Raw genomic sequence first — 23,947 nt, forward strand, 5'->3', positions numbered from 1 at the left:
CCGCGACCCCCACCATGGCAAGGTGATGTTCTACCACTGAACTACTTCCGCATATCTCATAGCTATTTAATTGCTATCAACGATTATTAATATTACCTGAAGTCGTGAAGAATGTCAACACTTTTTTCAAATAATATTGATGCGGATGAAGGGACTTGAACCCTTACATCATAAAGATACAAGATCCTAAATCTTGCGCGTCTGCCAATTCCGCCACATCCGCATAATGGAGGATACAGGGCTCGAACCTGTGACCCTCTGCTTGTAAGGCAGATGCTCTCCCAACTGAGCTAATCCTCCAAGTGAACTGTCTTAAATAAGCCAGCCCAAATAATATATCATCTATTTGCTAAAATGTCAAACTACTATTTCAAATTTAATTCAATTAATTTGTGGTCGATCATTTCTAGAACTTCCTGGGCCGCTGCCGGATCTTCTACGAAGTCGTACTTATCCCCATTAATTAACATCTTCGGGCTCTTGTCGTACTGTTCGTACCAAGCGTGGTAGCGCTCGTTCAGGTTCTTGTAGTAGTTGTATAAGGACGGATCGTTAGCAATCTGTTCATATGAACGTCCCCGCTTCTTAATACGCTTTAACATCGTATCAAAGGAGACCTGAATGGTAATTAGTAGGTTCGGCGCCTTAGCATGAGGTTGTTCAGGCAATTCTTCCATCATATTAGCCAAAAGTGAACTATAAATGTCAGATTCGGTCTGGGTTGCCCGTCCCATATCGGCATTTAATTTAAACAGCAAGGCGTCTTCAAAGATGGACCGGTCCAACACGTTGAGGTCGTTGCCGTAAGAATCTTTGATTTCGTTTATCCGCTTATTTAAAAAATAGATCTGCAGCAAGAAGCCATACTTTTTCGGGTTTTTATAAAAAAGTGGCAAAATTTTATTGTCATCAACTGATTCATAAAAGGCCTTGCTGTGTAAGTGGTCCGCCAGTAACTGCGTCAGACTGGTTTTACCGGCACCAATTGTTCCTGCTAAAGCAATCATTCGTTAATTCCTTTCCTTATTCATAGCTTAAAAAAGTCACGATTACTATTCTAACATTTAAACGACAAATGGCCACTTTAAAAGTGACCATTTATCGTTTTAGTTAACCATCGTATTTTTCGCCCCGCGTACTCTTGCTGAGGTCAACGTCCTTTAACGGAATAACGTGCGTCTTGTAACGGATCTTGTAGTAGAAGAACAGGATCAAGAATAGTGGCACACTCATGTAAGTGATTAGGATATTGGACCAATCTAGCTTAGCGAAGGCCTCAACATTTTGCCCACAAATAACCACGATACACAGGATAAAGGCAAAAATAGGACCGAATGGGTAAAAGGTAGCGTGGTAGCGCAGGTCACTAACCGAATTCCCCTGTGCCACGTAGGCCCGCCGGAAGCGGAAGTGGGAAATGGCAATTCCTAGCCAGGCAATAAAACCACACAAACCGGAAGCGTCGGTTAAGTAAGAATATGCCTGTGGCACAACGAACTGGGTTGCAAAGGCCAGCGTCGAAACAAGCATTGTAACTAACAGTGCATAAATTGGAATTCCGCGCCGGTTAACATAACCAAGGAAGCGCCAAGCGTATCCTTCTCGTGCTTGTGAATATAGCATCCGCGTAGAGGCGTAGAGTCCTGAGTTAGCGGCTGAAATTACGGCCGTTAAAATAACCGCGTTCATAATACTTGCTGCAACTGCTAGTCCAGCCCGCTTAAAGATAATGGTAAACGGACTCATCGTAATATTTTGAACGTTAGCATTCATCAGGTTCTTGTTAGTGTATGGAAGTACACAGGCAATTACAAAGATTGCGAAAATATAGAATAGCAAAATCCGCCAAAAGGTCGAGTGAATGGCCTTCGAAATCGACTCTTCAGGAGTAGCCGCTTCCCCAGCAGTGATCCCAACCAGTTCAGTTCCTTGGAACGAGAATCCGGCAACCAAGAACACACTGATAACGGCTGGTACCCCACCGACAAACGGTGCCTGCTTATAGTGGAAGTTACTGAAGCCCACCGGCTTGCCGCCCATGATACCGAGAATAATTGCTACCCCTACGATCAGGAAGACAATTACCGTGATTACCTTAACGAGGGCTAGCCAATATTCTGTTTCCCCGTATGAACGGACTGAGAGGTAGTTAATTAAAAAGATCAATACCAGAACAACCACACTAAAAATCCAACTAGGGACATGGGGAAGCCAGAAATTCATTACAATTCCGGCACTAGTTACATCAACTGGGATCGTGATTGCCCAGTTAAACCAGTAGTTCCACCCCATCGCAAAGCCGAGCGCGGGGTCAACAAACTTAGTCGAATAGGCCGAAAACGATCCCGTCAATGGCATATAGGTTGCCATTTCTCCCAAACTAGTCATCAAGAAGAACACCATGATTCCCATGATGACGTATGCAGTTAACGCCCCACCAGGCCCGGCGGTTGAAATTGCCGAACCAGACGTAATAAACAGACCGGTCCCAATCGTCCCACCAAGAGCAATCATTGTCAGGTGGCGTGTCTGCAAGGTCCGCTTAATATGGCCTTCAGATTGCTGACCATTTGTGCTTTCTGCCATAAAAAACCAATCCTCCAAATAGAATTTTGAAGAGGGTAAATTAAAAAGCCTTCCAACGGCCGATTCCGTCAGAAGACTCCATTAACTTCTTAATTAATGAACTAATCTTAGGAAGCGCTCCGCAATATAGCGACAGTCCATGACCTCTTAAATCATGTCCCAACGGCAAGTACGGTAAGTTACTCACCATTTCGGCAACCTTCCCTTTTACCATTAGTCCGGCACTCACCTGCCTCATAATGGTTACTGATAAAGGATGCAACCTCTTCATTTCTCAATATTATACTCTCTTTACTTCACCGTGCAAGCCGGTTTTTGCCAACGCAATTGGGGATTATCTTGGCCCACAAGGATGAAACCGTTTTTTTGTAAAACATGCTGTGACCGGTAATTGGTACGGTCAGTAAACGCGATCAGTGGTACCGTCACCGTTTCTAATAAGCCGGCAACCGCCTCCGTCATTAACCCTTTTCCCCACAACTTTTGTTGAAGTAAATAGCCCAGTTCAAACCCGCCTGGTAATTCAGCAGTCTTGTCGAGTGTCAAAAGCCCACAGAGCGTTTGTGGGGACTGCCGGCGGTAAATTCCGTAAGCATTAACGGACTTTAACAAAAGGTTGAGTTCAAAGCTAGTTACCGGTTGGCTAGAGAAAGTCAGGTGGGTGGCCCGTAAAATGGCCGGATCATCCAGTAGTTTAGCCAATTGCCCATCATCATCGTTAAGCAACGATTTAATTACTAGTCTTTTCGTGTTAATCATTATTTATTACCCGGGAAATATATTAAAAAGGCTGGGATATTTCCCAGCCTTGATTAAGTCGATTAAATACCTGAATCAGCTAAGAAGGATACCCTTCTCAGCTTAGGTGCCCAGGCCACGTAGAGCCATTCGGCTACTTGTAACCACGCATAGCCCAACAGCATGGCACTGATCGTATCAAACGGCCAGTGGGCATATAGGTAAACCCGGGAAACAGCAACGAAGAAAATCACAAACACAATTAGCAATTGGCAGATGGTCCGGGTCGACCGCCGCTGGATTAGGGGAATAACAATCAGTAACAGGATCGCCGCTACTAAAAAGATTCCCAACGTGTGACCACTAGGAAAACTATAACCATCATCAGCAGCTAAGTGTTGTGCTGGCCGAGCACGCTTCACAATATGCTTAGCGATTTCACCTAAAACATCACCGCCGATTAGCGTTCCAATTGCCCACAGTGCTGGTATTTGATACCGTTTTACCCAGAGGATAACTGCGATAATTACCACCCAGAGGATGTCCATCTTCGGACTCGCCAGAAATGACAATAACGTCATCAACGCGTGAAATAAGCCGGCTCCTTCAAGCCGTTGACTTGTGAATAATGATTGTAATACGGCATCCATCATCGTAACAACCGACGAGTTAAACTTAATTAACAGTAACAATGCTATAAAGAAGCCACCACTCAGCAAGAACCGCCGCATCCGGTGACTGTCTTGTTCAATAAACATAGTTTTTCTCTCCTATTTTGATTTCTAGCAATTGTTTTGAGTATACCACAAGTCTAAATTCTCCTGCAGGCCTTTTTAGTCGATTAAAAAGGGCGTGAGACAGAAGTCGGTCACGACTTCGTTTTCGAACCCCCGCGAGCACAAATAGAGGTCCAGAGTTTGGCTTTGCCGGGCTCTGGACCTCATTTGTGTACCGCGTTGTTCACTTTTGATCTATACAGAGGGACTTATGTCACGTCCCCCTGTTTGTTTTATTTAATAAAAATGTTGTGAGCCGCCTTATAAGAGACATTAACCTCCTGGCTACTACCAGGTTTTTCAATAACAATCGGTCCCTCAAATGGTTCATGCCGGATAACCTTAACCCGGTCGTCTGGCCGTAATTTAAGCTCTTCTAGGTAGGTCAAGAGCTCATGGTTATCCAAGAAGCGCTCTAATTCGACCGTTTCACCATCATTAGCGTCAGCCAAGAGCCGATGGCTAACATCAGGAAACTTCCCCTTAGAAGAAGGAATCACTCCACCATGTGGGCAGTGCTTAGGATGGTTAAGAAACTCATCTAACGCTCCTGCCAAACGATCACTCGTCTGGTGCTCTAGCACTTCGGCTTCGGAGTGAACGTCAGCAAAGTTGTAGTTAAGTTTATCAACGAGGAAGGTTTCCCATAAGCGGTGTTTACGGACTAGCTCGGCCGCATACTTTTGCCCCTTAGCCGTCAATGAAATACCGGCGTACGGTTCGTGGACCACCAATCCCTCGTCAGCTAACTTAGAAATCATTTCCGTTACCGAACCAGCAGCAATTCCCAAGCCTAATGAGATTTCCTTATTTGACACCTTCTTATGACTGCCGCCGAGCTCAAAAATAATTTTCAAGTAATCTTCCTTCATTGGAGTCAATCTAGTTCACCTCGTGTTAAAATTTTTGGCCTACGAACGGTCATAACAGTATTATCTCCATATTGAATATATAACGATTATAGCATATTATAAAGATAATCAGTTTGGATTACCTAACTTTTTCGTTAGCTTGTAATTATCTATTTTAATATATCTTGGTTAAAAATTGCAATTCATAAGTTGAGGAGCAAATAATTATGAAAGAAAAGATTACCGGACAACGTTTCCTGGCGGTCACGCTTTTGAACGTCCTAATTACTGTCGTTGAAATTATCGGGGGGTTAATTTCAGGGAGTTTAGCCCTGCTTTCTGATGCTTTTCACAACATGGGGGATTCCTTTTCCATTATTCTGGGCTACTTTGCCCAGCAAATTGGCGGTAAGCCTGAGACCCGGAAGAGTACGTACGGTTACCGGCGGGCAGAGATCCTTTCGGCATTGACTAACAGCCTGTTGCTCTTGATCATTGCCATTTTTCTGACCGGCGAGGCGATCCAACGGCTGAACCACCCTCAACATATTAATGGTAGGGTCATGTTAATTGTTGCGATCGTTGGTCTGTTAGCTAACTTTGCCTCCGCGGCACTCCTTCACGCCGGCAGTCATGATAGCCTTAATGTCAAGGCAACCTACCTGCACGTGCTAAGCGATGCCTTATCATCCGTGGCGGTTATCATCGGGGGAATTATTCTAACCTTCATTAACGTTCCCTGGCTTGACCCTGTCCTGACCATTGCGGTCGCTATCTACATTGCCTACGAATCGCTACCGATCATTAGCCAGACGATCAAGATCTTGATGCAGTCATCACCTGACCTTGATTATGATTCAATTGAAAGTGACCTCACAAAGATTGACGGGGTTGACGCCGTCCACCATGTTCACGCCTGGATGATTGATGAGCACCACATCATCTTTTCAGCCCACCTGAACTGTGATGACCTGCGCCTTAGCCAGGTTGAAAAGATCTACCGGCAGGTTGAAAAGGTCCTTCACGAAAAATATGGAATCTGTCACATCACGCTTCAGGCTGAATGTTCCCGGGGACGGGATGAAGAATTATTTAACACCCCGGTTGACAAAGAAAATATGATTAATGACCACCAATAATCTAGATTACTAAATACAAAAGGAGCAAGACTGAAATCGTAAACGACTTCGGTCTTGCTCCTTTTGTATCATCCAGATCATGAAATATCTTCAACTAGAATAGCTTACCGACACCATAGTGGATCGTAATCGTAATCAAACCGATGATAATATTTCTGATTACCGCAATCTTCACCAGACCATTGCCGAGCTTAGAGCTAATGTACCCGGTAAGCGCACTGGTCAGAGCAACCGCTAAGATAACGGCGTACCACTTATAAGCCTCTGGTGCTAAGGTCATCGCCATCAGGGGAAAAATTCCCCCGGCTGCCGCGGAAAACAGTGAGGAAAAGGCTGCATCCCACGGATTAAGATAATGACCAAGTTCAATATCATACTTAACCCGGACAACGGTCGCTAAGGGCTTTTTGGTTAACAAATCCTGGGCAATGGCCAGCGAGGTTTCAGGAGTAACCCCCTTATCAACATAGTAATTCTTCACCGCTTCTAATTCGCCTTCAAAGTCAGTCTTCAAAAGGTGTTCTTCGTGGGCAACCGCTGATTTTTCAGTATCCTTTTGGGTCGAAACTGAGGCATATTCACCCGAGGCCATCGAAAAGGCACAGGCTAACAGGTCTGACAGGCCCGCAATAAAGATCGTGAAACGGTTGCTCGTGGCGGCCGCAACGGAAACTAGCACCCCGACAACAGTTAAAATACCATCATTTGAACCGAGTACACCGGCACGAAGGGTATTTAATTTTTCTTCCATTGTTTGCTTTTGACGTTTCTTTGTTTTTAGCATTACCTTTCATCCCCCTAGTGTGCAAATAGCTGACCGATTATAAAGGTAACACCCATCGTCAATAAACCGGCCGCGGCGTTACGAATCATTGACTTAACACGGTTAGACTTACCAAGTACGGCCGCAAAGTATCCGGTAATCAATAATGCAATTAGCACTGCCACCATAGTTGCCCAGATCCGGCTCTGGGCTGGTGCCATGGTCACCGCCACCATGGGTAAGATCGAACCAGTCGGAAAGGAAATAAATGAAGCAACCGCCGCCGCATAAGGACTGGTAAAGTCTTTCGGATTAAAGCCATAACGTTCCTGGACAGCCGTCCCTAATGAATCCTTTTCCATTAACTCACTAGTCGCCTGACGGGCTAATTTAGGGTCAATATCTTGTGCCTCGTACTTTCTTTGAACAAAATCAAACTCTTGCTGGTACTGGTCATCAAGCCGTTGCCGTTCACTTATAATAGCCATTTTTTGTGAATCCTTTTGGGTCGAAACCGAGACGTATTCACCCATACACATGGAAATCATACCGGCCAAACTACCGGACAGTCCGGAAATAAGAATTGAATAAGCATTACTAGTCGCTGCCGCAACCCCAATGACAATCCCGGCAACTGAGATAATGCCGTCATTTGCCCCCATTACACTGGCCCGTAGAACATTTACCTTTTGGGCCAACGACATTTTCTTTTTCGCCATTCTACTTCCTCCCTTAGGCTTGTTTAGAATGATTATAACATTAGATAAAATATATGCAAGCCTTTATTAAGCCATTTTTAGTGTTAATTAGAACCGTTAAAAATTAATTTGATATTCAAAAAGCGACAGCCAATCTGGCCATCGCTTTGTACTAACGAGCACTTATTAAATTTTATTCGTAAGTTTGAACCGCGGTTGTCCGGATACAGAAAACGGAGGTCCCAGCATGACGGGTCATGTAAGAAGCCTGTGAACCAACGGCCTTCCGGTTACCCCACTTACCAATTGAACCGATAATTAACAGGTCTGGTTGGAAGGCTGGGATAACGTGGTTACAAATTCGTTCAGCTGGCCGTTCACCACGGTCAACAATCGCGGTAATCTTCTTTGGGTCCACCCCATAATCAATTGCGGCCTGAACGTATTCGTTAACCCGCTTCCTTAATTCATCTTCGCTACTGTGCACGTAATCCTTATCGAGAATTTGGTAAACATTAATGTCACCAGTCTCCAAAATGGAAACAATCCCTAACTCAGAGCCGTCGCGCTTCGCCTTATCAACAGCATATGAAAAAGCAGCACGGGCATCGGGTGCATCATCAACACCAACGAGGATCTTCTTGAACTTCTTTGGCTTAATTTCGAACATTAGTATTCCCCTCTCTAGGTTCTATTAACGAAACCAGCAGTAAATACCATGGCCTCATTAACTTTACACTAACTATGTTACTACTATTCTTTGATTTGTAAATAATAATTTTCGGCTATCCTAAAATAAAAGTATGAAATAAGATATTAAAACTTTTTACTAGCTAATATTTTTGCTAACTAATATTATTTTCCTATTATAATGTTAATATTAAAAAATTCACAATACGCCTATTATAGCGCTTACACAAGTGTTATAATCAACATTGGTAATAGTTGTGTATGTTTTTGAGAGGATGTGTAACTATGAATAAAAAGGTAACTAGTTGTACAGCAATGTTAGTCGGTAAGAATGCCTCCATCGACGGCTCAACCATGATTGCCCGGGATGAAGACGGCTACAATGGTATCAACCCAAAGACTTTCAAGGTCTTCCCAGCTAAGGACTACACCGGTGAACATTACGTTTCCGATTACAATGGTCTTGAAGTTGATATGTCCGGTAAGGGTTGCCGTTACACTGCTACCCCAAATGGTGCTCACGAATTAAACGAAGGTCATGGTATTGGCCGTTGGGATGAGCAAGGAATCAACGAATACAATGTTGCTATGAGTGCTACTGAGACCGAATCAACCAATGCGCGGGTATTAGGACACGACCCACTGGTTGACAACGGTGTTGATGAAGACTCAATGGTTTACCTGGTTCTGCCATTTATCAAGAGTGCCCGCGAAGGGGTTAAGCTGCTGGGTTCACTAATTGAAAAGTATGGTACTGGTGAAACCAACGGGATTGCCTTTAGCGACAAAGACGAAGTTTGGTACCTCGAAACTGCCGGTGGTCACCAATGGGTTGCTCAACGGATTCCTGATGACTGCTACGCAATTGCGCCAAACAACATGTGCATCCAGGAAATCGACTTTGACGACTCTGAAAACTTCATATACGCAAGTGGTATTCGTGAATTCGTTGAAAAGTACCACCTGAACCCATATCCAGAAGGCTTTAACTTCCGGAAGATCTTTGCTACCGAAGATGAAGCCGATGCATACTACAACACACCACGGACCTGGTACGGTCAAAAGCTGTTCAACCCATCAATTGAACAAGACCCAACCAGTCAAGACATGCCATTCTTACGTCGGCCAGAAAAGAAGATTGCCGTTGAAGACGTTGAATTCTTCCTGTCCTCACACTACAACCAGACTCCATACGACCCAATGGGCACTTACTCCTCTGGTACCCCTGAAGACCAACGGAAGTTCCGTTCAATCGCACTAGACCGTAACCAGAGCTCTTGCATCATGCAAATCCGCAATGATGTTCCTGCTGAATACGCTGCAATTCAATGGATCAACTTTGGCTTCTACTGCTACAGCCCATACGTACCATTCTTCACCAACATTAACGATACCCCTGCTAACTACGCAGTGGCTACCCAAGATGTTCGCCCAGAAAAGAGTGCTTACTGGCTGTACAAGATGCTGCAAGTAATCGTTGAACCACGTTACCACGAATTCATCTACGAAGTTAACGCCTTCAGAGACGAAGCTCAAAGCTATGGTGTCGGCCGGGTTGACGCCATCACTGCTGGTGCTAAGGGCAAGAGCGGTGATGAACTGATCGACTACCTGACCGCTGAAAACAAGACCACCGCTAGTCACGTTACCGAAAAGGCTCACAACTTGACTAACAGTCTTGTTCACCAGACCCTGTTGAACTCCAAGTTCCAATTCGAACGCGGTGACAACCTTTAATTAAGATGGTGGAGTTAATTCAATTACTTCATTAAAATAACCGACTTTCCTAAAGAAAACGCCGGATCGGTGACGGTAAATCGTCACTTGTCCGACGTTTTTATATTTTTAATATTGAATTTGGAAGTCAAAGCGTTGCTCGTCACCGGTTAGGCGGGCGACATGGCGTTCCATCACCCGCCGCCGTTGACCAAACATCATCCAGACCGTAATCGCACCAAAGATTACCAGTTCACCAATCACGGCGCCCCAGTCCGCCAGGGTTACCTGACTACCAGTCATGGTCGTTGCCCCGGTAGCTACAAAACTAAACCAGTCCAGTAGACCGTGCATGAGCATTGCTAGCCATAGTTGTCCCGTGTAAACGTAGACTACCGCAAAAAACAGACCGAGACCGGCCGCCGCTACTGCCTGGTAAACCGTTACCGACCAAGCCTGTTCAGCCACGTTCGTCAAATGCGCTAGTCCAAACAAGACACTGCTGGTAACTAATGCATATGGTAGTCGCTGGCGGACATTTCGCCATGCATAAAAGAGTACCCCCAATATTGCAAAGCGGAATAATGTTTCTTCAGCAACCGCTGCTTCAATGGCCATCAGAGTTACCCACGAACTGGCCTTCCTGAGGTTGGGAACACCGCCGACATTTAGTATGGTTATCGCGATGTCAACCACTACCAGGCCAAGTAAAATCCACCAATTAAAATCGCCGCTCCAGTGCGGTTTTAACCCCGGCCACGACAGCTTCCAAGCCCGCATAGCCGTGGTAATTAGGATAAAGAAGGCGACCGCACCAACTGCCCCGGTTTCCAAGTTTTGGCGCAAGAAGTGGTTATCAATCAGGTTTGTCGGGAGCGCAATCAATGGGATCAATACTACCTGAAAAGTGACCACCGCGAAAATAAAACGTTCGATGCTTAAGGTTAACTGACCCCCAATGACACTAGCAAACGGCGCAAACATTAACAGATAATAAATGATCATTAAAGATACCACGCCCCGTGCTGGCAAGTGCAACAGCGTAATAATTTCCCGGGTAATAACATCCCAAGCAATTACCAAAATTAACGGCTGAAGCAGTCCCTGTAACCATGCATTCAAGCGTTTCACTAACGCTGGTAACTGGGGTAAGAGTTCCACTAGCAGTCCAATGGCCAAAACAATCACTGGCGCCACTAAAATATTAACGATTTGATGCCGTCCCATTTCAAAATTACGGATCATCATCAATACGAGGACCAACCAGGTGGCCCCAATCTGAACCCGATACCAGATTCTTAAATAATCTCTCCCGGTCATAAAGGTTCCTTCCCTTCTCTTTCAATAAATAATTGCTAGTATTGATCATACCAAAGATTTCACGGGGGTTTAAGTAGAAATTAGTAAAGAGGCGGTCGGGAAGCTCACTGAACTTCTCGGCCGCCTCTTTATTATCGCCTAAGCTTTAGCCGCTGCCGGCTTCTTTGCTTTGTTTTCATGACCGTTCTTGGAATGGTGCTGGTTATTATTTTTCTTATTATTTCCCGTCTCTTCGTTATTCTTACGGTGGTGGTTATGGTTAGGCCGACGGTAATGGTGGTTTTCCGACCGGTTCTTCCCATTCAGGATCGTAATCATCGGAATAATTACCGGGCGCCGTCCCGTCCGTTCAAATAACAGCTTTTGCAGCCGGCTAACAATTGTCCGGTTAAGGGCCCGTTGGTCAACGTGCTTGTGGTTCTTAAAGGTATTTAAGATTGCCCAGAAGACCTCGTGGTTGGCCGCCTTAATCAGCTCCTGGGACTCGTGCATGTAGACAAAGCCCCGGGAAACAATATCAGGTCCCGCCACAATCTGGTAGTCCTTCAAATCCACTACCGCAATCGCTGTTACAACCCCCTCTTCAGATAGGAGGCGCCGTTCGCGAATTTCTGGGTTACCCACGGTATCGCCAGCATCGCGACCGTCAATGTAAACATCACTAACGCTATCGATGTGGTCCGCAACCCGGCAGGAATCCTTGGTGAGTGCCAAGACATCACCATTAGCAAGGATAAAACTATTCTTACGGGGTACCCCAGTCATTTCCGCTAACTTGGTATGAATCTTTTGCATCCGGTATTCACCGTGGACCGGGGCAAAGAACTTTGGCTTCATCAAGCGCAGCATAAATTCTTCATCGATTTGACCACCGTGACCAGAGGTGTGGATGTTGTTGACGTAACCATGGATAACATTGGCCCCGTCTTCTTCCAACTTGTTAATCAGTGCATTAACACTGGTAGTGTTCCCTGGAATAGGGTTACTGGAGAAGACGACCGTATCACCGGGCTGGATGCTAATTTGCCGGTGAGTACCATTGGCAATCCGACTTAAGGCCGCCATTGGTTCCCCCTGGGACCCGGTACACATAATTAAGACTTTCTCTGGTGGGTAATTGTTAATTTCATTCTGTTCGATTAGGGAGTCCTCAGGAATATTTAAATAACCCAGTTCCTGACCAGCCGCAATGGCATTTTCCATACTCCGCCCAAAGACAGCAATCTTTCGTCCCTGAGCAATTGCCGCATCAGAAGCCTCCCGTAAACGATAGACGTTGGAAGCAAAGGAGGCGAAGATAATCCGTCCCTTAATGCGTTCAAAAATCCGCCGAATATGGATATCAACCCAGCGTTCGGACTTGGTAAACTGTGGCCGCTCCGCGTTCGTACTGTCGGAGGTCAAAAGAAGAACCCCCTCATCGCCTAACTTCGCCATCTGCTGTAGGTTAGGACCCGGTAGGCCACCCACCGGCGTCAGGTCAAACTTAAAGTCCCCGGTTTGGATAATTGTCCCTTGGGGGGTGTGAACTGCCACCCCTAAGGTATCAGGGATTGAGTGGGTGGTCCGGAAGAAGCTTACCCATAATTTTTTAAAATGAACTTCATCAAATTCATCGATTTCATGCAGTTCCGCGTTCCGTAACAGGTGCTTTTCCTCCAGCTTCCCCTTAATCAATGACATTGCAAACGGGCCCGCATAGATCGGTACATTAACCCGTTGCAAGAAGAAGGGAAGTCCCCCAATGTGGTCTTCGTGACCGTGGGTGATGAAGATTCCCTTAATCTTATCCTTATTTTCGATGAGGTAGTCATAGTTTTGGATAACGTAGTCCACCCCCAAAAGTTCATCTTCTGGGAAGAGCACACCGCAATCGATGATAATGATCTCATCTTGGAACTGGACACAGTACATGTTCTTACCAATTTCGCCAAGGCCACCCATAGCGTAAAAGGCAACTTCATTGTTCTTAATATTTAATTTTGCCATAATACCTTTCTTTCCTTTTTAGATTTGTAATCAACGTTACTGTCATAACGGAAAAATAAGTAAGCCAAAAGAGCCGCTTTGTGAGCACAAGGCCGGCAACAATTATTCTTTTAGCTAGTTACTATCATTTAATATCCGTACGTAAAACTATTTTTATTCTACCACATCTAATAGGGCGAAGGTAGTAATTGACCGGGCAAATTAAAAGGGAACCCGACAAATTAGTCGTAGTTCCCTTAATAATTATTCAACTTAATTAGGCAAAGACCCGCCGAATTCCGGCAACCACGTTCCGTTGACCGTTCAGAATTGGTTGAACCATTACCGAAGGCGGCCAGCTTTCAATAACCGTGTTAGGATCCAGCAAGATGGCCACGTGCCAAATTGTCCGGGTACCTGGTTGGTAGTAGAAGACAAGGTCACCCCGTTGCCGGTCGTTCCAACTAACGTTTTGGAAGTGCGGATCAACGAAGAGGTTCCGGGAGTTCCATTCGTTACCAGGGTAACCGTGGTGGGTAGAACTAACCGTCGTTGGGTTAATACCGGCACCGTACAGTGCTTGCATTACTAACCCTGAACAGTCAACACCCCAAGCCGGTGCTGAGGAACAACCAGCCCACCATGGCTTACCCATGTACCGGTAAGCGGTATTAATCATGGCGTCAATCCGTTGCTGCCGGGTAGCACCAGGATTAGTTAACGTTGGTGAAACATAGCTGTCGATGCCGTACCAAAGGTCATCAGAGTAACCGAGCGCCCGCCAAGTTGGCAGATCAACCCAGCCAGTTGCTGGTAGGCCATGGCTACGCTGGATGTTCATGATGGCATAAGCATCCCCAGTCGTGTACTGGTTATGGATGTTTGCATCCCCGAGCTTACTATTGATGAACCAGGTCTTAACCCCTTCATAGCCGGGGCCGATGTTGTGACCAACTTCTGCCGGGTTGGCCTTGATTTGGCTGTACTGGATTTGATACATCCAGCCCGGGTTTTGGTAAGTGTTCAGGTACCGGTTATTCATCCAGTACTGACTGTAAGTCCCTTCACCGTCGGCCTGGTTACTGTACCGGCTAATAATTCCGAAGGCGTGGTGGACGCTTCCCGGATCAACCGTAAAGCTGGTGCTGAACCGGGCATTGTTAGCATTGACGTAGTTACCGTGACTAGCCACCAGGTCACCACTAGCAGTGTTAGTAACCTCATGCCGGCTAACCTCACGACCCGTTGTGTAGTCGTATAAGATAATAATGTGATGGGTCAGTCCGAGGGTTGAATCAGCCGTGTGCCAACCGGAAACATTAATCGTGTTACCGGACTGGCTCAGGTTGTCCAACCAACCGTCTTGCGTGTCCAGGTTAATATTGTTGTTATTAAACCAGTAATCAGAGGTTGCGGTCCCGTAATTATTATCGTTCGAGTTACTGTAACGACTAATTACTACTAAGTCATGGTTCAGCATTGCCGGTGTCAAGTCAAAGGTGGTTGCAAAGCGAGCCTTGTTGGCGTTGGCAATGTGGGTCGCATTGGCCACGTCCGGACTAGCCGTTACTGGTACCAGCTTATGAGCAACTTCATGGTTAGCAGTCTTATCAAAGAGGATAATGTAGTGGCCAGGCATGTAAACCGAGGCATCGTCCGCGTGCCAACCGGCAACCGTAATGGTGTGGTTAGCGGCGTTTAGTGCCAAGGTATCCAACCAGGCTTGTTGCTTAACACTGAAGTCTGCCGTGTTGTTGTACCAGTAGTCGGAATAGTGACCGTAGTCATTTTCCTTCGTAGAGTCACTATAACGGCTCAGCACCGTTAGCTGGTGGCCAACCATCTCTGGCGTAATGTTAAAGGTAACGTTGAAACGACAGTTCCCGGCATTGGCAATGTTACCAGCATTGCTGTTCTTTACATCGGCACTTGCCTGGTTAGTTACGATTTGGTGGGCAACTTCCCGGTTAGCAGTCTTATCAAAGAGGATGATGAAGTGGGTCGGCATAAACATGCTGGCATCATCAGCCCCCCAACCACTAATAACCGCCTTACCGTTGGCCTTATCAATGTAGAAGGTATCCAGGTAACCATTCTTATTAGTGTTGAGATTTAAGACCTGGTTACCATAAACATAGTCGGAATAATAACCGGCATCGTTATCGTGCCCCGCTAGTGCGTACCGACTGATAATTTCAAGTTGGTGGTTGAGCATTGCGGGAGTCAGGTCAAAGTGTGCCGTGAACCGACTATGGCCGGCGTTATTGATGTTGCCATAGGCACGGGCAACGTCAGGGCTGGCAACCGTCGGGCTAATTTGACGTGCCACTTCTTTATTAGCGGTCTTATCAAAGAGGATTACCTCATGAACCGGTTCAGCGGCGGAATTATCATTAGCATTCCAGCCACTAACGTTAATCCGATTATTAGTCTTATCAACACTAAAGTTATCGAGCCAACCGGCATTGCCCTTATTGTTGACCTTCAAGGTATTGTTATACCAGTAGTCAGAGTAGTTAGTGTTTTCTTGACCTGGCCGGCTGTAACGACTAATTACGGATAATTCATCACCCATCATCGCCGGGGTCAGGTTAAAACTAACGGTGTAACGCGCGTTTTTGCCATTAGCAACCGTCCCGTAGCCCGCCTTTACTAGGTCCAGGCTAGCAACATTCTTAACGTGTTCGGCCCGGGCAACTTCCCGGTTCTTAGTCCGGTCAAACAGGATAACGGTATGTTCCGTCTTGTCGGCCGCCTGATCATCAGCGTGCCAGCCGGAAACCACAACCTGGTTACCCGTTACTTGGAACTGGTCCAGCCAACCGGCCTTGGTGGTAATTACTGGGAACCAGTAGTCACTACCCCCAGCCGGGTTACCGGTCTGGTCCATCGTGTAACGGGAAAGCAGGCGGATACTATTAGTATTGGCCAACTTACTGGTTGGGACGTCAACGGTAAAGCCACCTTGGCCCGCAATTGGGGCGTGGGGATAAACCGCTGCGACATCCGGCCGGTTAACCGTGGTTGTTTCGTGACGGTAAAGTTCATGACCATTGCCATCAAGAACGATCGCAAAGTGGTGCATCCCTGCCTTGTAATCGTTGGTAGCGTGCCAACCAGAAAATTCAACTTCTCCCTGGCTAGTTGCCGTAGCACTATCAAGTGATCCCGCGTTAACCGGTGTCTGATAATCGACGTTGGCCGTTTGGCCGGACTGGTTATCACTAGCAGTGGTTTGGCTAGTAGCCTGACTAGCACTGACCGGCTGGTTGACTAATGTGCTATTTTGATTGGCATCAGTAGTTGAAGTGGTGTCGGCTGAAGCCGTGGTCGTAACCGCTAATCCTGCGACTACCGCGATGGTTGCAATTGCCATCGTGCACCACTTCTTACCAGCTTTAAACAGTTTAAAGTGTTTCTTTTCTTGCATTATTGATACTCCCCTCATCTTCTCGTAACCGAAAAGCGATTACACGCTCTTATTCTACTAGCGTTACCGAAAAATTACCATATCTGCAAGGATAAAAAAAGAAGTGCAAGCATGATCTTAATCGACCACCTTGCACTTCTTTTAAAACTAGTCTTCCGTCGGTAATGCTTCTTCTTGCTCTTCCCAAGCCGTCATCCAATCCGTTACCGGTTCACCATCATCAGTGAAATAGGTATGGGAAAGCTTGGACAAAATTTGTTCATAAGATGGCTTGGATAACCGTAGGCTGTTGGCAACTAACTCCGCGTGTCCCATGAACTTATTCTGGTTCAAGATCTCATTGATTGAACTCATTACCTCATTCGATACCTTAGAGCTAAGAATTTCCAGACTCCCGCGCTGGTATTGACTGACGTAAAACGAAACAAATGATTTCAGCGCCGTTTCCTTAGCCGCGGCACTTAAATCTGTGTAACTCTTTCCTTCTGAACTCACTGTGACCGCCCTTTCTTTCACATCAATAGTTCATCTCCACCATACCACAAAAATTGGGCAATGGTTAATCCGTCTTTTTCACGGGGCGGGTGTGTAAATGGGTTCCCGCTTGGTCAATGACCGCGTAGACTTCTTGGGTTGGATTCTCCTCAAGGGTTCCCAAATCCACTTCGCCCTTCTCTGCGGGTAATTGTTTAATCGCCTTAATCTGGTCCGCAATGAAGCGGCGGAAAATTATCCCTAACTGCTTCCGCTCTTCTTCTTTTTTGACCGCGACCGTTAAGGTGTATCCCTGATCTAAAAAGTATTTAATGGTAAAAACACTAATCATCGTGGTCAGACTGAAATAATGATTCTTATTCTTATCGTCTTGCTTTGAGCGGATATAGCCCTTGCGCTCCCAGTAACGGAGCTGACTAGTCGAGACGCCGGTTACGCGTGCTAGTTCTGACATGCTAATCTGGAGCTTATTTTCCGTAATCATCCGTCGAAAATGGTCTTCTAACACCGTTCTCCCTCCACAATTCATTGAATTTCGTAATACATTTTATAGAATATCCGTTATTGTTGTCAAATAATTTGGCAAAAGATTATTTACGGCTTATCATTTGAACTCGTGAATTAAATTTGAAAAGAGGTTTTGTGCGTGAATGACAATGAAGAAACAAACGTTGACATTAATGGCCAACCCTACCACCGGCCACTAATGGTTCTGGTCCTATTAATCGGGGCCTTTTGTACCATTCTTAACCAAACTATCTTGTCAACGGCCTTCCCTGCTCTAATGAACGCCTTTAATATTAGTACTTCCACCGTCCAGTGGCTGACAACTGGTTTCTTGATGGTTAACGGGATTATGATCCCCATCAGTGCCTTTTTAAGTAGTCGCTTTAACACCAAAGTACTGTTTACCATCGCCATGAGTATCTTCGAGGTCGGCACAATTCTTTCCTGGCTAGCACCATCATTCGGTGTACTGCTGACCGGCCGGCTGATTCAAGCGGTCGGTGTCGGTATCAACATGCCCCTCATGCAAAATATCATGCTAACCATTTATCCACCCGAAAAACGGGGGGCAGCCATGGGGATTAACGGCCTCGTAATTGGCCTTGCACCGGCGATTGGCCCGACCCTATCCGGATGGGTAATTGATAACTTTAGTTGGCGTTGGCTTTTTGGAATGATCGTGCCGATTGCTGCTATCGTTATTATTGCCAGCTTTTTCTTTGTTAAGAACGTTATTCCCAATAGTCGGCCCCAACTTGACTGGCTCTCCGTCGTTTTATCGACGATCGGTTTCGGAAGCATGCTCTACGGCTTCTCTAGCGTTGGTGACAAGGGCTGGACGGATCCCATCGTTATCACCACGATTATCATTGGGATCATTTTAGTTGTCTTCCTTGTCCTGCGGCAAAACAAGCTAGACGAACCCTTCTTGGCATTTAGTGTTTTCAAGAGCGGTGAATTTACCCTCGCTACCATCCTAAGTTCCATCGTAATGATGGCCATGGTGGGAGTTGAATTAGTTATTCCCCTCTACCTTCAAATCATCCACGGTATGTCCGCCTTCCATTCTGGATTGACCCTCCTTTTTGGGGCTCTCTTCATGGGGGTTATGAGTCCCATCACGGGGAACCTCTTCGACCGGCATGGTGCTAAACGGCTCGCCATTACGGGGATGTTTATCTTAGCCGTTGGTACCCTGCCCTTTGCCTTTATTACCCGGGACACGCCGACGATTTACATTGTCTTTCTCTACGCCGTCCGGATGTTTGGGATCTCAATGGTAATGATGCCAGTGACGACTGCCGGGATGAATTCTCTGCCGTTTAACCTCATCTCCCACGGGACCGCGGTTAACAACACCCTTCGTCAGGTAGCCACTTCAGTGGGGACCGCGATTATGATCTCTGTTCTAACCAACGTTACTAATAGTCATGAACCCGCTCATGCGCTACTCAAGCAGGCCCCACTTCAATACAAGTCCCGGATGTTTGATGCAACGCTGATGGGTTACCATGCTGCCTTTTGGTTTGCCGTTGCCTTTTCATTAATCGGGTTGGTACTAACCTTCTTCGTCACGAGTGGTAACGGAATCCACGTTAAACTCGATTCTGATGACATTACCGGAAAGGAGGATCATTAATGATTATTCTAATTATGTTTATTGCCGCGGTGGCAATGTTTGCTAGCATTATGTTCATCAACCGCCGGGCTAGCCGGATCCTCTGGACCACTATTTTTGGTGCATTATTTGTCCTCTCTACCGCGATGATGACGCTCAATTACAGCCACCATTTTGGGATGCACCAGGTCACGACCACGAGTAAGCGGACCATCTATTCGGCCTCTAACTCGACAATGCCGCTTGCCCTTTACCAGCCAGTAGGAACCAGTGGTCGGGACAATGTCTACATCTATAACACCAAGTTTCAGCAAAAGACACCCCACCATACCCAGGCCAATGAATATACGACAAGTAAAATTAAGTGGACTAACCGTCCTACACCACGCCTGGTGACCACCGAAACCCGCTGGCGTTACAACAACCGTTTCTTTGCCAGTATGTACATGTGGTCTGGAATGGACGGTACCCTGGTCAAGCGGACCAACACGCTTGAATATCCACGAACCTATGTTAAGGTTACCGTCAAACAGGCTAACCGCCTCAAGAAACTAGCTAAATCTCCAGCCGTTAAAAAGGCCCAAGCCACTGCACAACAGCAGGGTAAGGCCACCGTTGCCGCGGCCGTCCAACAAGCACTTAGCAAGAACCCGAAGATGAGTGCCGCGGAAATTCAAACAGTAACTCAACAGGCTGAACAGAAGTTCCAGTCCCAGATGATCAAACGGCTATTGGCCCAGGTTAAATAACCACAAAAGCGCCCTGAACATTGGAAAAACCAATGTTCAGGGCGCTCCTCATTTTAAAGCGTTGTAAAAGCGGCCGGTAGTGCTGATGTAAAGGTTAGCTGTTTTTGACTAAAGGGATCCTTAAAAGAGAGCTTGCTAGCATGGAGTAGCTGGTGGTCAAACTTACTCGTATCACCGCCATATAGTTGATCACCAACCAAAGGATGACCGATAAAGGCAAAGTGCACCCGAATTTGGTGTGTCCGTCCCGTGTGCAACCGGACCCGGACCCGTGACCAGTTTTCCCCGGTAGCTTCGACCCAGTATTCGGTGCGGGCTGGCTGACCGTCAGCGGCAACTACTCGCTGCACCTGGTCAGCACGGCGCGCGATCGGTTGGTCAATCATCCCGTGAGCAGTCGCCAGTTGGCCGGCGACAATTGCCGTGTACTCCTTGAGCATCCGGTGCTGCTGTACCTGTTGGCTAATCATACTTGACGCCACGTGGTGTTTTGCCACTAATAGCAGGCCACCAGTAAAGCGGTCGAGCCGGGTAATTAAGTGGGGGCGCAGGTCAGTTGAACCCGCAGCTTCTAAATGCCCCTTCACCCGGTTAAGGACCGTCCCATTATCGACGGTTGGCCCCGGAATTGAGGTTACCCCGGCCGGCTTATCAACGACTAACCAGTTGGCATCCTCATAAACTACCGTCAACGGTTCTGAACTAACTTGAACGGTCGGATCAGCCATTTCCGGCGCCACCTTGATGGTCAAGGGCTGGTTAGGCAAAATTTTCGTGGTCGGGCGGACCGGCCGGTGGTCAACCAGGAATTCACCCTGCCCCTTCTTAATGTCGTTAAACAGGCGGTGTCCCATTCCTAATGACTGCAGATACTTCTTGATTTTTACCGGTTCGGTACCGGTATACTGCCAGGTTGCTTCCATTTGTCCCGCTCAATTCCTCCTTGGATATAAAAAAAGTTGAGTGGTGACACTCAACTCAGAATAATTATAAGCGGTCCGTACGAGACTCGAACTCGTGATCTCATCCGTGACAGGGATGCGTCCTAAACCAACTAGACCAACGGACCATTTGACAACATCTAAAAGTATACGAAAAATTTACGCACCCGTCAACTAAAATTTTGATTTTCTCAATAATTATTTTTCAACAAGCTACACCTTACTAGCAAGTTCTGGTAGGCTATAATGAGTTCAGGAATTTTTCATCTCTAGGGGGAGTAATAATTATGAAAACACTTGACCACCATTTGATCGCCTGGTGGGAAAAATATTCCAAGTTTATCAAACTGATCTTCGTTGTGTCGGTGCTGGTCTTCGTCATCCATGCCCTCGGCAGTTTCTTCAAGACTGTTCAATGGCACCAGGTCGGGACTGGGCTTGCTAGCCTTTCATGGACAAGCATCCTGCTCTTACTAGTCACTGGTTGTATCGCCGTCATCCCCATGCTGGGTTATGACTTTGCAATCATTCATTTTCTCCCTGGTAAATTTAAACGGTCCTACGTAATCCGTTGTGGCTGGATTACCAACACCCTTACCAACATTGCCGGCTTCGGCGGGCTCCTGGGGGCCACCCTGCGGGCCTACTTCTACCGCCAGAACGCCACCAAGAAGGACATCCTCTTGGCCATTTCTAAAATTGCCGTTTTCCTCTTATCGGGGCTCTCGATTCTCTGCTGGCTGGCCCTCATCATCATGTTTGGCTTTCATGACGGTGGACACTTTGACCACTACGCCATCTGGTTAGTCGGTGGGGGACTTTACTTCCCAGTTGTCTTTTACTTTACATTGATTAACGACAATAAACTCTTTAAGGAAGTAACCCCCCGGCTCGAATTGTTTATCGTGGGTAGCTCTACGTTTGAATGGCTCTTTGTCGCCCTCTTCTTCCTGCTTGTCGGCTGGTGTCTTGGTGTTCGACAAAATTTAATTAATGTCTTACCCCTTTACGCCGTCGCCCAAGTACTTGGTGTCCTTTCCATGATTCCCGGGGCATTAGGGTCCTTCGATGTCATGATGATCTTCGAGTTGTCATTACTGGGGATTCCCCGGACAACCATTGTTATCTGGCTGTTACTATTCCGGATCTTCTACTATATCGTCCCCCTAATCATCGCGGGGCTGATGTTTATCCATAACTTAGCCCACCAGTTAAATGAGTTCTTTGACGGCCTCCCGCTCCTGTTGATGCGCAAAACAGCCTACTACTTAATTACCGCCTTTATGTATATCTCCGGTATTTTGATGCTGTTGACCGCTTCAATTCCTGACATTACCGCGGAAAATAAGATCGTCCAACACCTCTACCCGTATACCTTCTTTTTCATCCACCAGATGTCAACCATCCTCTTTGCCATCGCCATGCTGGCCTGTGCACGGGGGCTTCAAGCTAAGGTTAAGCGGGCCTACTGGCCAACCCTAATCTTGCTTTTAGTTGGGATTGCCAACACCATTTGGAATCTCGGAACCATTAGCCTAACGATCTACCTGGTAATCGTCCTCTTGCTTGTCCTCATTTCCCGCCACGTTTTGTACCGGGCCAAGCTCCAATACTCGATTGGTAAATTTATTATCGACAGTTTGATCTTTGCTGGTGGCTTTATCCTGTACGTAATTGTCGGGGTAATCAATGCACCGCAGTATTCAAGTAAGCACCACATCCCCACCTTCCTCTTTTTCCCCGGAGAAAGGATTTGGCTTTCCGGACTGTTAGGCCTAGGACTTGGCTTCCTCCTCATGTTGGCAATCCTCTGGTACTTCATGGCCGGACGTGACCCCTTCGCCCAACCACTGCACTTCAATGCTGACCGGGTCCGCCGGGTGATTGACCAATTCGGTGGTAATGAGACCAGCCACCTGGCCTTTCTCCGTGATAAGAACCTCTACTTTTACCAAAAAGATGGTCAAGACCAGCTCTTCTTCATGTACCGGCGCAAGTATGACCGGTTAGTGGTAATGGGCAACCCCGTCGGGAACCAGGCCGTGGTTCGCGCGGCAATCCGTCAATTCGTTCGTGAGGCCGACCTCTACGACTACGAGGTTGTCTTTTACGAGGTCTCCAGTAAGTTAACCATGCTCCTGCATGAATTTGGCTTTGACTTCATTAAAACTGGGGAAAGTGGGCTGGTAAAGCTAGCCGACTTCACCCTAGCCGGTAAGAAGCAACGATCGCAACGGGCCTTGATGCACAAGTTTGACCGTGAAGGATACACCTTTACCGTCGTCGAACCGCCGTTTACCGATGACTTTATGGCTGAACTAAAGGGCGTTTCCGACAGTTGGCTAGGTGAACAGGTCGAAAAGGGATTTTCCCTAGGCTTCTTTGACCCTTACTACATCAACCAAGCCCCCGTTGCTACCGTCCGGGCTAAGGATGGCCGACTAGTTGCCTTTGCCACCTTCATGCCGACTGGTGGTAAGGAGATCTTAACCATTGACCTAATGCGTCACAGTAAGGACGCCCCGTCGGGAATTATGGATAAGATCTTTATCAGCATGTACCAGTACGGTCAAGAACATGGCTACACCTACTTTGACCTCGGGATGGCCCCCCTCTCTAACGTCGGTGAATACCAATTTAGCTTTCTGGAAGAAAAGGCGGCCCACTTCGTTTACGAATACGGCTACCACCTGTATGGCTTCCAAGGGCTGCGCCACTACAAGGATAAGTACGCCTCCACCTGGTCGTCACGTTATATTACCTACCGCAAGAAAAACTCACTGCTGGCCAACATGCTGATTGTCCTCAGTGTGGTTAACCAGCGCATTGACCAACCCAAGCACCACCTGTTTGCCTGGTGGCTTAAATAACGGCCACCACCGTTAATCCACAAAAGGCGCAAAGCATTGGGTCTACACTTTCTGGTATTGATGAAAATCAATGCCAGTTTTTTTGTACGCAA

19 protein-coding genes, 3 tRNA genes and 1 riboswitch are annotated in these 23,947 nt (G+C 46.8%); of the genes, 5 read left to right on the top strand and 17 right to left on the bottom strand.

Features of this window, described 5'->3' with window-relative positions:
• Positions 1–140: 140 nt before the first annotated feature.
• The 7 genes from ACI31H_RS00005 to ACI31H_RS00035 form a co-directional block, all read right to left on the bottom strand.
• A tRNA-Leu gene (locus ACI31H_RS00005) sits at positions 141–223 on the bottom strand.
• Positions 224–227: 4 nt separating this feature from the next.
• Positions 228–300, bottom strand: a tRNA-Val gene (locus ACI31H_RS00010).
• Positions 301–365: 65 nt separating this feature from the next.
• Positions 366–1,007: a deoxynucleoside kinase gene (locus ACI31H_RS00015; protein WP_439769960.1), complete on the bottom strand. Its 642-nt coding sequence runs from the start codon at positions 1,005–1,007 to the stop codon at positions 366–368.
• Positions 1,008–1,110: 103 nt separating this feature from the next.
• Positions 1,111–2,586: an amino acid permease gene (locus tag ACI31H_RS00020; RefSeq protein WP_439769961.1), complete on the bottom strand. Its 1,476-nt coding sequence runs from the start codon at positions 2,584–2,586 to the stop codon at positions 1,111–1,113.
• 104 nt (positions 2,587–2,690) lie between these two features.
• Positions 2,691–2,862: riboswitch (Lysine riboswitch) on the bottom strand.
• A gap of 15 nt (positions 2,863–2,877) precedes the next feature.
• Positions 2,878–3,345, bottom strand: a complete 468-nt coding sequence (locus tag ACI31H_RS00025; protein ID WP_439769962.1) for a GNAT family N-acetyltransferase — start codon at positions 3,343–3,345, stop codon at positions 2,878–2,880.
• 62 nt (positions 3,346–3,407) lie between these two features.
• On the bottom strand, positions 3,408–4,082 hold the full coding sequence (locus tag ACI31H_RS00030; protein ID WP_439769963.1) for a phosphatase PAP2 family protein: 675 nt from the start codon (positions 4,080–4,082) through the stop codon (positions 3,408–3,410).
• A gap of 251 nt (positions 4,083–4,333) precedes the next feature.
• Entirely contained in the window at positions 4,334–4,981 is a 648-nt protein-coding gene (locus ACI31H_RS00035) for a metal-dependent transcriptional regulator (protein ID WP_439769964.1), read from the bottom strand.
• A gap of 197 nt (positions 4,982–5,178) precedes the next feature.
• On the opposite strand from ACI31H_RS00035, the gene ACI31H_RS00040 reads away from it, so the two are divergent.
• Positions 5,179–6,090, top strand: a complete 912-nt coding sequence (locus tag ACI31H_RS00040; RefSeq protein ID WP_439769965.1) for a cation diffusion facilitator family transporter — start codon at positions 5,179–5,181, stop codon at positions 6,088–6,090.
• A gap of 94 nt (positions 6,091–6,184) precedes the next feature.
• On the opposite strand, the gene ACI31H_RS00045 is transcribed toward ACI31H_RS00040, so the two are convergent.
• The 3 genes from ACI31H_RS00045 to ACI31H_RS00055 all read right to left on the bottom strand — a co-directional run bounded on the left by ACI31H_RS00045 (position 6,185) and on the right by ACI31H_RS00055 (position 8,221).
• Entirely contained in the window at positions 6,185–6,874 is a 690-nt protein-coding gene (locus tag ACI31H_RS00045) for a VIT1/CCC1 transporter family protein (protein ID WP_439769966.1), read from the bottom strand.
• Between the two features lie 14 nt (positions 6,875–6,888).
• Entirely contained in the window at positions 6,889–7,572 is a 684-nt protein-coding gene (locus ACI31H_RS00050) for a VIT1/CCC1 transporter family protein (protein ID WP_439769967.1), read from the bottom strand.
• Between the two features lie 172 nt (positions 7,573–7,744).
• Positions 7,745–8,221: a universal stress protein gene (locus ACI31H_RS00055; RefSeq protein WP_439769968.1), complete on the bottom strand. Its 477-nt coding sequence runs from the start codon at positions 8,219–8,221 to the stop codon at positions 7,745–7,747.
• A 305-nt stretch (positions 8,222–8,526) separates the two neighbouring features.
• On the opposite strand from ACI31H_RS00055, the gene ACI31H_RS00060 reads away from it, so the two are divergent.
• Positions 8,527–9,978 carry a C69 family dipeptidase gene (locus ACI31H_RS00060; protein ID WP_439769969.1) on the top strand — a complete coding sequence of 484 codons (1,452 nt, stop codon included), beginning with the start codon at positions 8,527–8,529 and terminating at the stop codon, positions 9,976–9,978.
• Between the two features lie 108 nt (positions 9,979–10,086).
• Here the strand turns inward: ACI31H_RS00060 and ACI31H_RS00065 are convergent, their stop codons facing one another.
• The 5 genes from ACI31H_RS00065 to ACI31H_RS00085 all read right to left on the bottom strand — a co-directional run bounded on the left by ACI31H_RS00065 (position 10,087) and on the right by ACI31H_RS00085 (position 17,654).
• Positions 10,087–11,277 (bottom strand): lysostaphin resistance A-like protein, encoded by a 1,191-nt coding sequence (locus tag ACI31H_RS00065; protein WP_439769970.1) that lies wholly within the window; start codon positions 11,275–11,277, stop codon positions 10,087–10,089.
• Between the two features lie 138 nt (positions 11,278–11,415).
• On the bottom strand, positions 11,416–13,266 hold the full coding sequence (rnjA, locus tag ACI31H_RS00070; protein WP_439769971.1) for a ribonuclease J1: 1,851 nt from the start codon (positions 13,264–13,266) through the stop codon (positions 11,416–11,418).
• A 256-nt stretch (positions 13,267–13,522) separates the two neighbouring features.
• Complete coding sequence (locus ACI31H_RS00075; RefSeq protein WP_439769972.1) at positions 13,523–16,675, bottom strand: NlpC/P60 family protein; 3,153 nt, start codon at positions 16,673–16,675, stop codon at positions 13,523–13,525.
• 147 nt (positions 16,676–16,822) lie between these two features.
• On the bottom strand, positions 16,823–17,170 hold the full coding sequence (locus tag ACI31H_RS00080) for a DUF3368 domain-containing protein (RefSeq protein WP_439769973.1): 348 nt from the start codon (positions 17,168–17,170) through the stop codon (positions 16,823–16,825).
• Positions 17,171–17,234: 64 nt separating this feature from the next.
• Positions 17,235–17,654, bottom strand: coding sequence for a MerR family transcriptional regulator (locus tag ACI31H_RS00085; protein WP_439769977.1), 420 nt, complete (start codon positions 17,652–17,654; stop codon positions 17,235–17,237).
• Positions 17,655–17,876: 222 nt separating this feature from the next.
• Between ACI31H_RS00085 and ACI31H_RS00090 the strand changes: the two genes are divergently transcribed.
• Both ACI31H_RS00090 and ACI31H_RS00095 read left to right on the top strand, forming a co-directional pair.
• On the top strand, positions 17,877–19,316 hold the full coding sequence (locus ACI31H_RS00090) for an MDR family MFS transporter (RefSeq protein ID WP_439769978.1): 1,440 nt from the start codon (positions 17,877–17,879) through the stop codon (positions 19,314–19,316).
• Complete coding sequence (locus tag ACI31H_RS00095; protein WP_439769974.1) at positions 19,316–20,044, top strand: DUF4811 domain-containing protein; 729 nt, start codon at positions 19,316–19,318, stop codon at positions 20,042–20,044. Before ACI31H_RS00090 ends, ACI31H_RS00095 begins: the two co-directional genes overlap by 1 nt.
• A 53-nt stretch (positions 20,045–20,097) precedes the next feature.
• Here the strand turns inward: ACI31H_RS00095 and ACI31H_RS00100 are convergent, their stop codons facing one another.
• A complete protein-coding gene (locus ACI31H_RS00100) occupies positions 20,098–20,967 on the bottom strand; it encodes an RluA family pseudouridine synthase (protein WP_439769975.1) in 870 nt (289 codons plus the stop codon).
• 71 nt (positions 20,968–21,038) lie between these two features.
• Positions 21,039–21,113: transfer RNA gene (locus ACI31H_RS00105), tRNA-Asp, on the bottom strand.
• 159 nt (positions 21,114–21,272) lie between these two features.
• Between ACI31H_RS00105 and mprF the strand changes: the two genes are divergently transcribed.
• Positions 21,273–23,855, top strand: a complete 2,583-nt coding sequence (gene mprF / locus ACI31H_RS00110) for a bifunctional lysylphosphatidylglycerol flippase/synthetase MprF (protein WP_439769976.1) — start codon at positions 21,273–21,275, stop codon at positions 23,853–23,855.
• The last annotated feature ends 92 nt before the right edge of the window (positions 23,856–23,947 follow it).

Origin of the sequence: Limosilactobacillus sp., assembly GCF_051873035.1 — a bacterium.
Taxonomy (GTDB): domain Bacteria; phylum Bacillota; class Bacilli; order Lactobacillales; family Lactobacillaceae; genus Limosilactobacillus.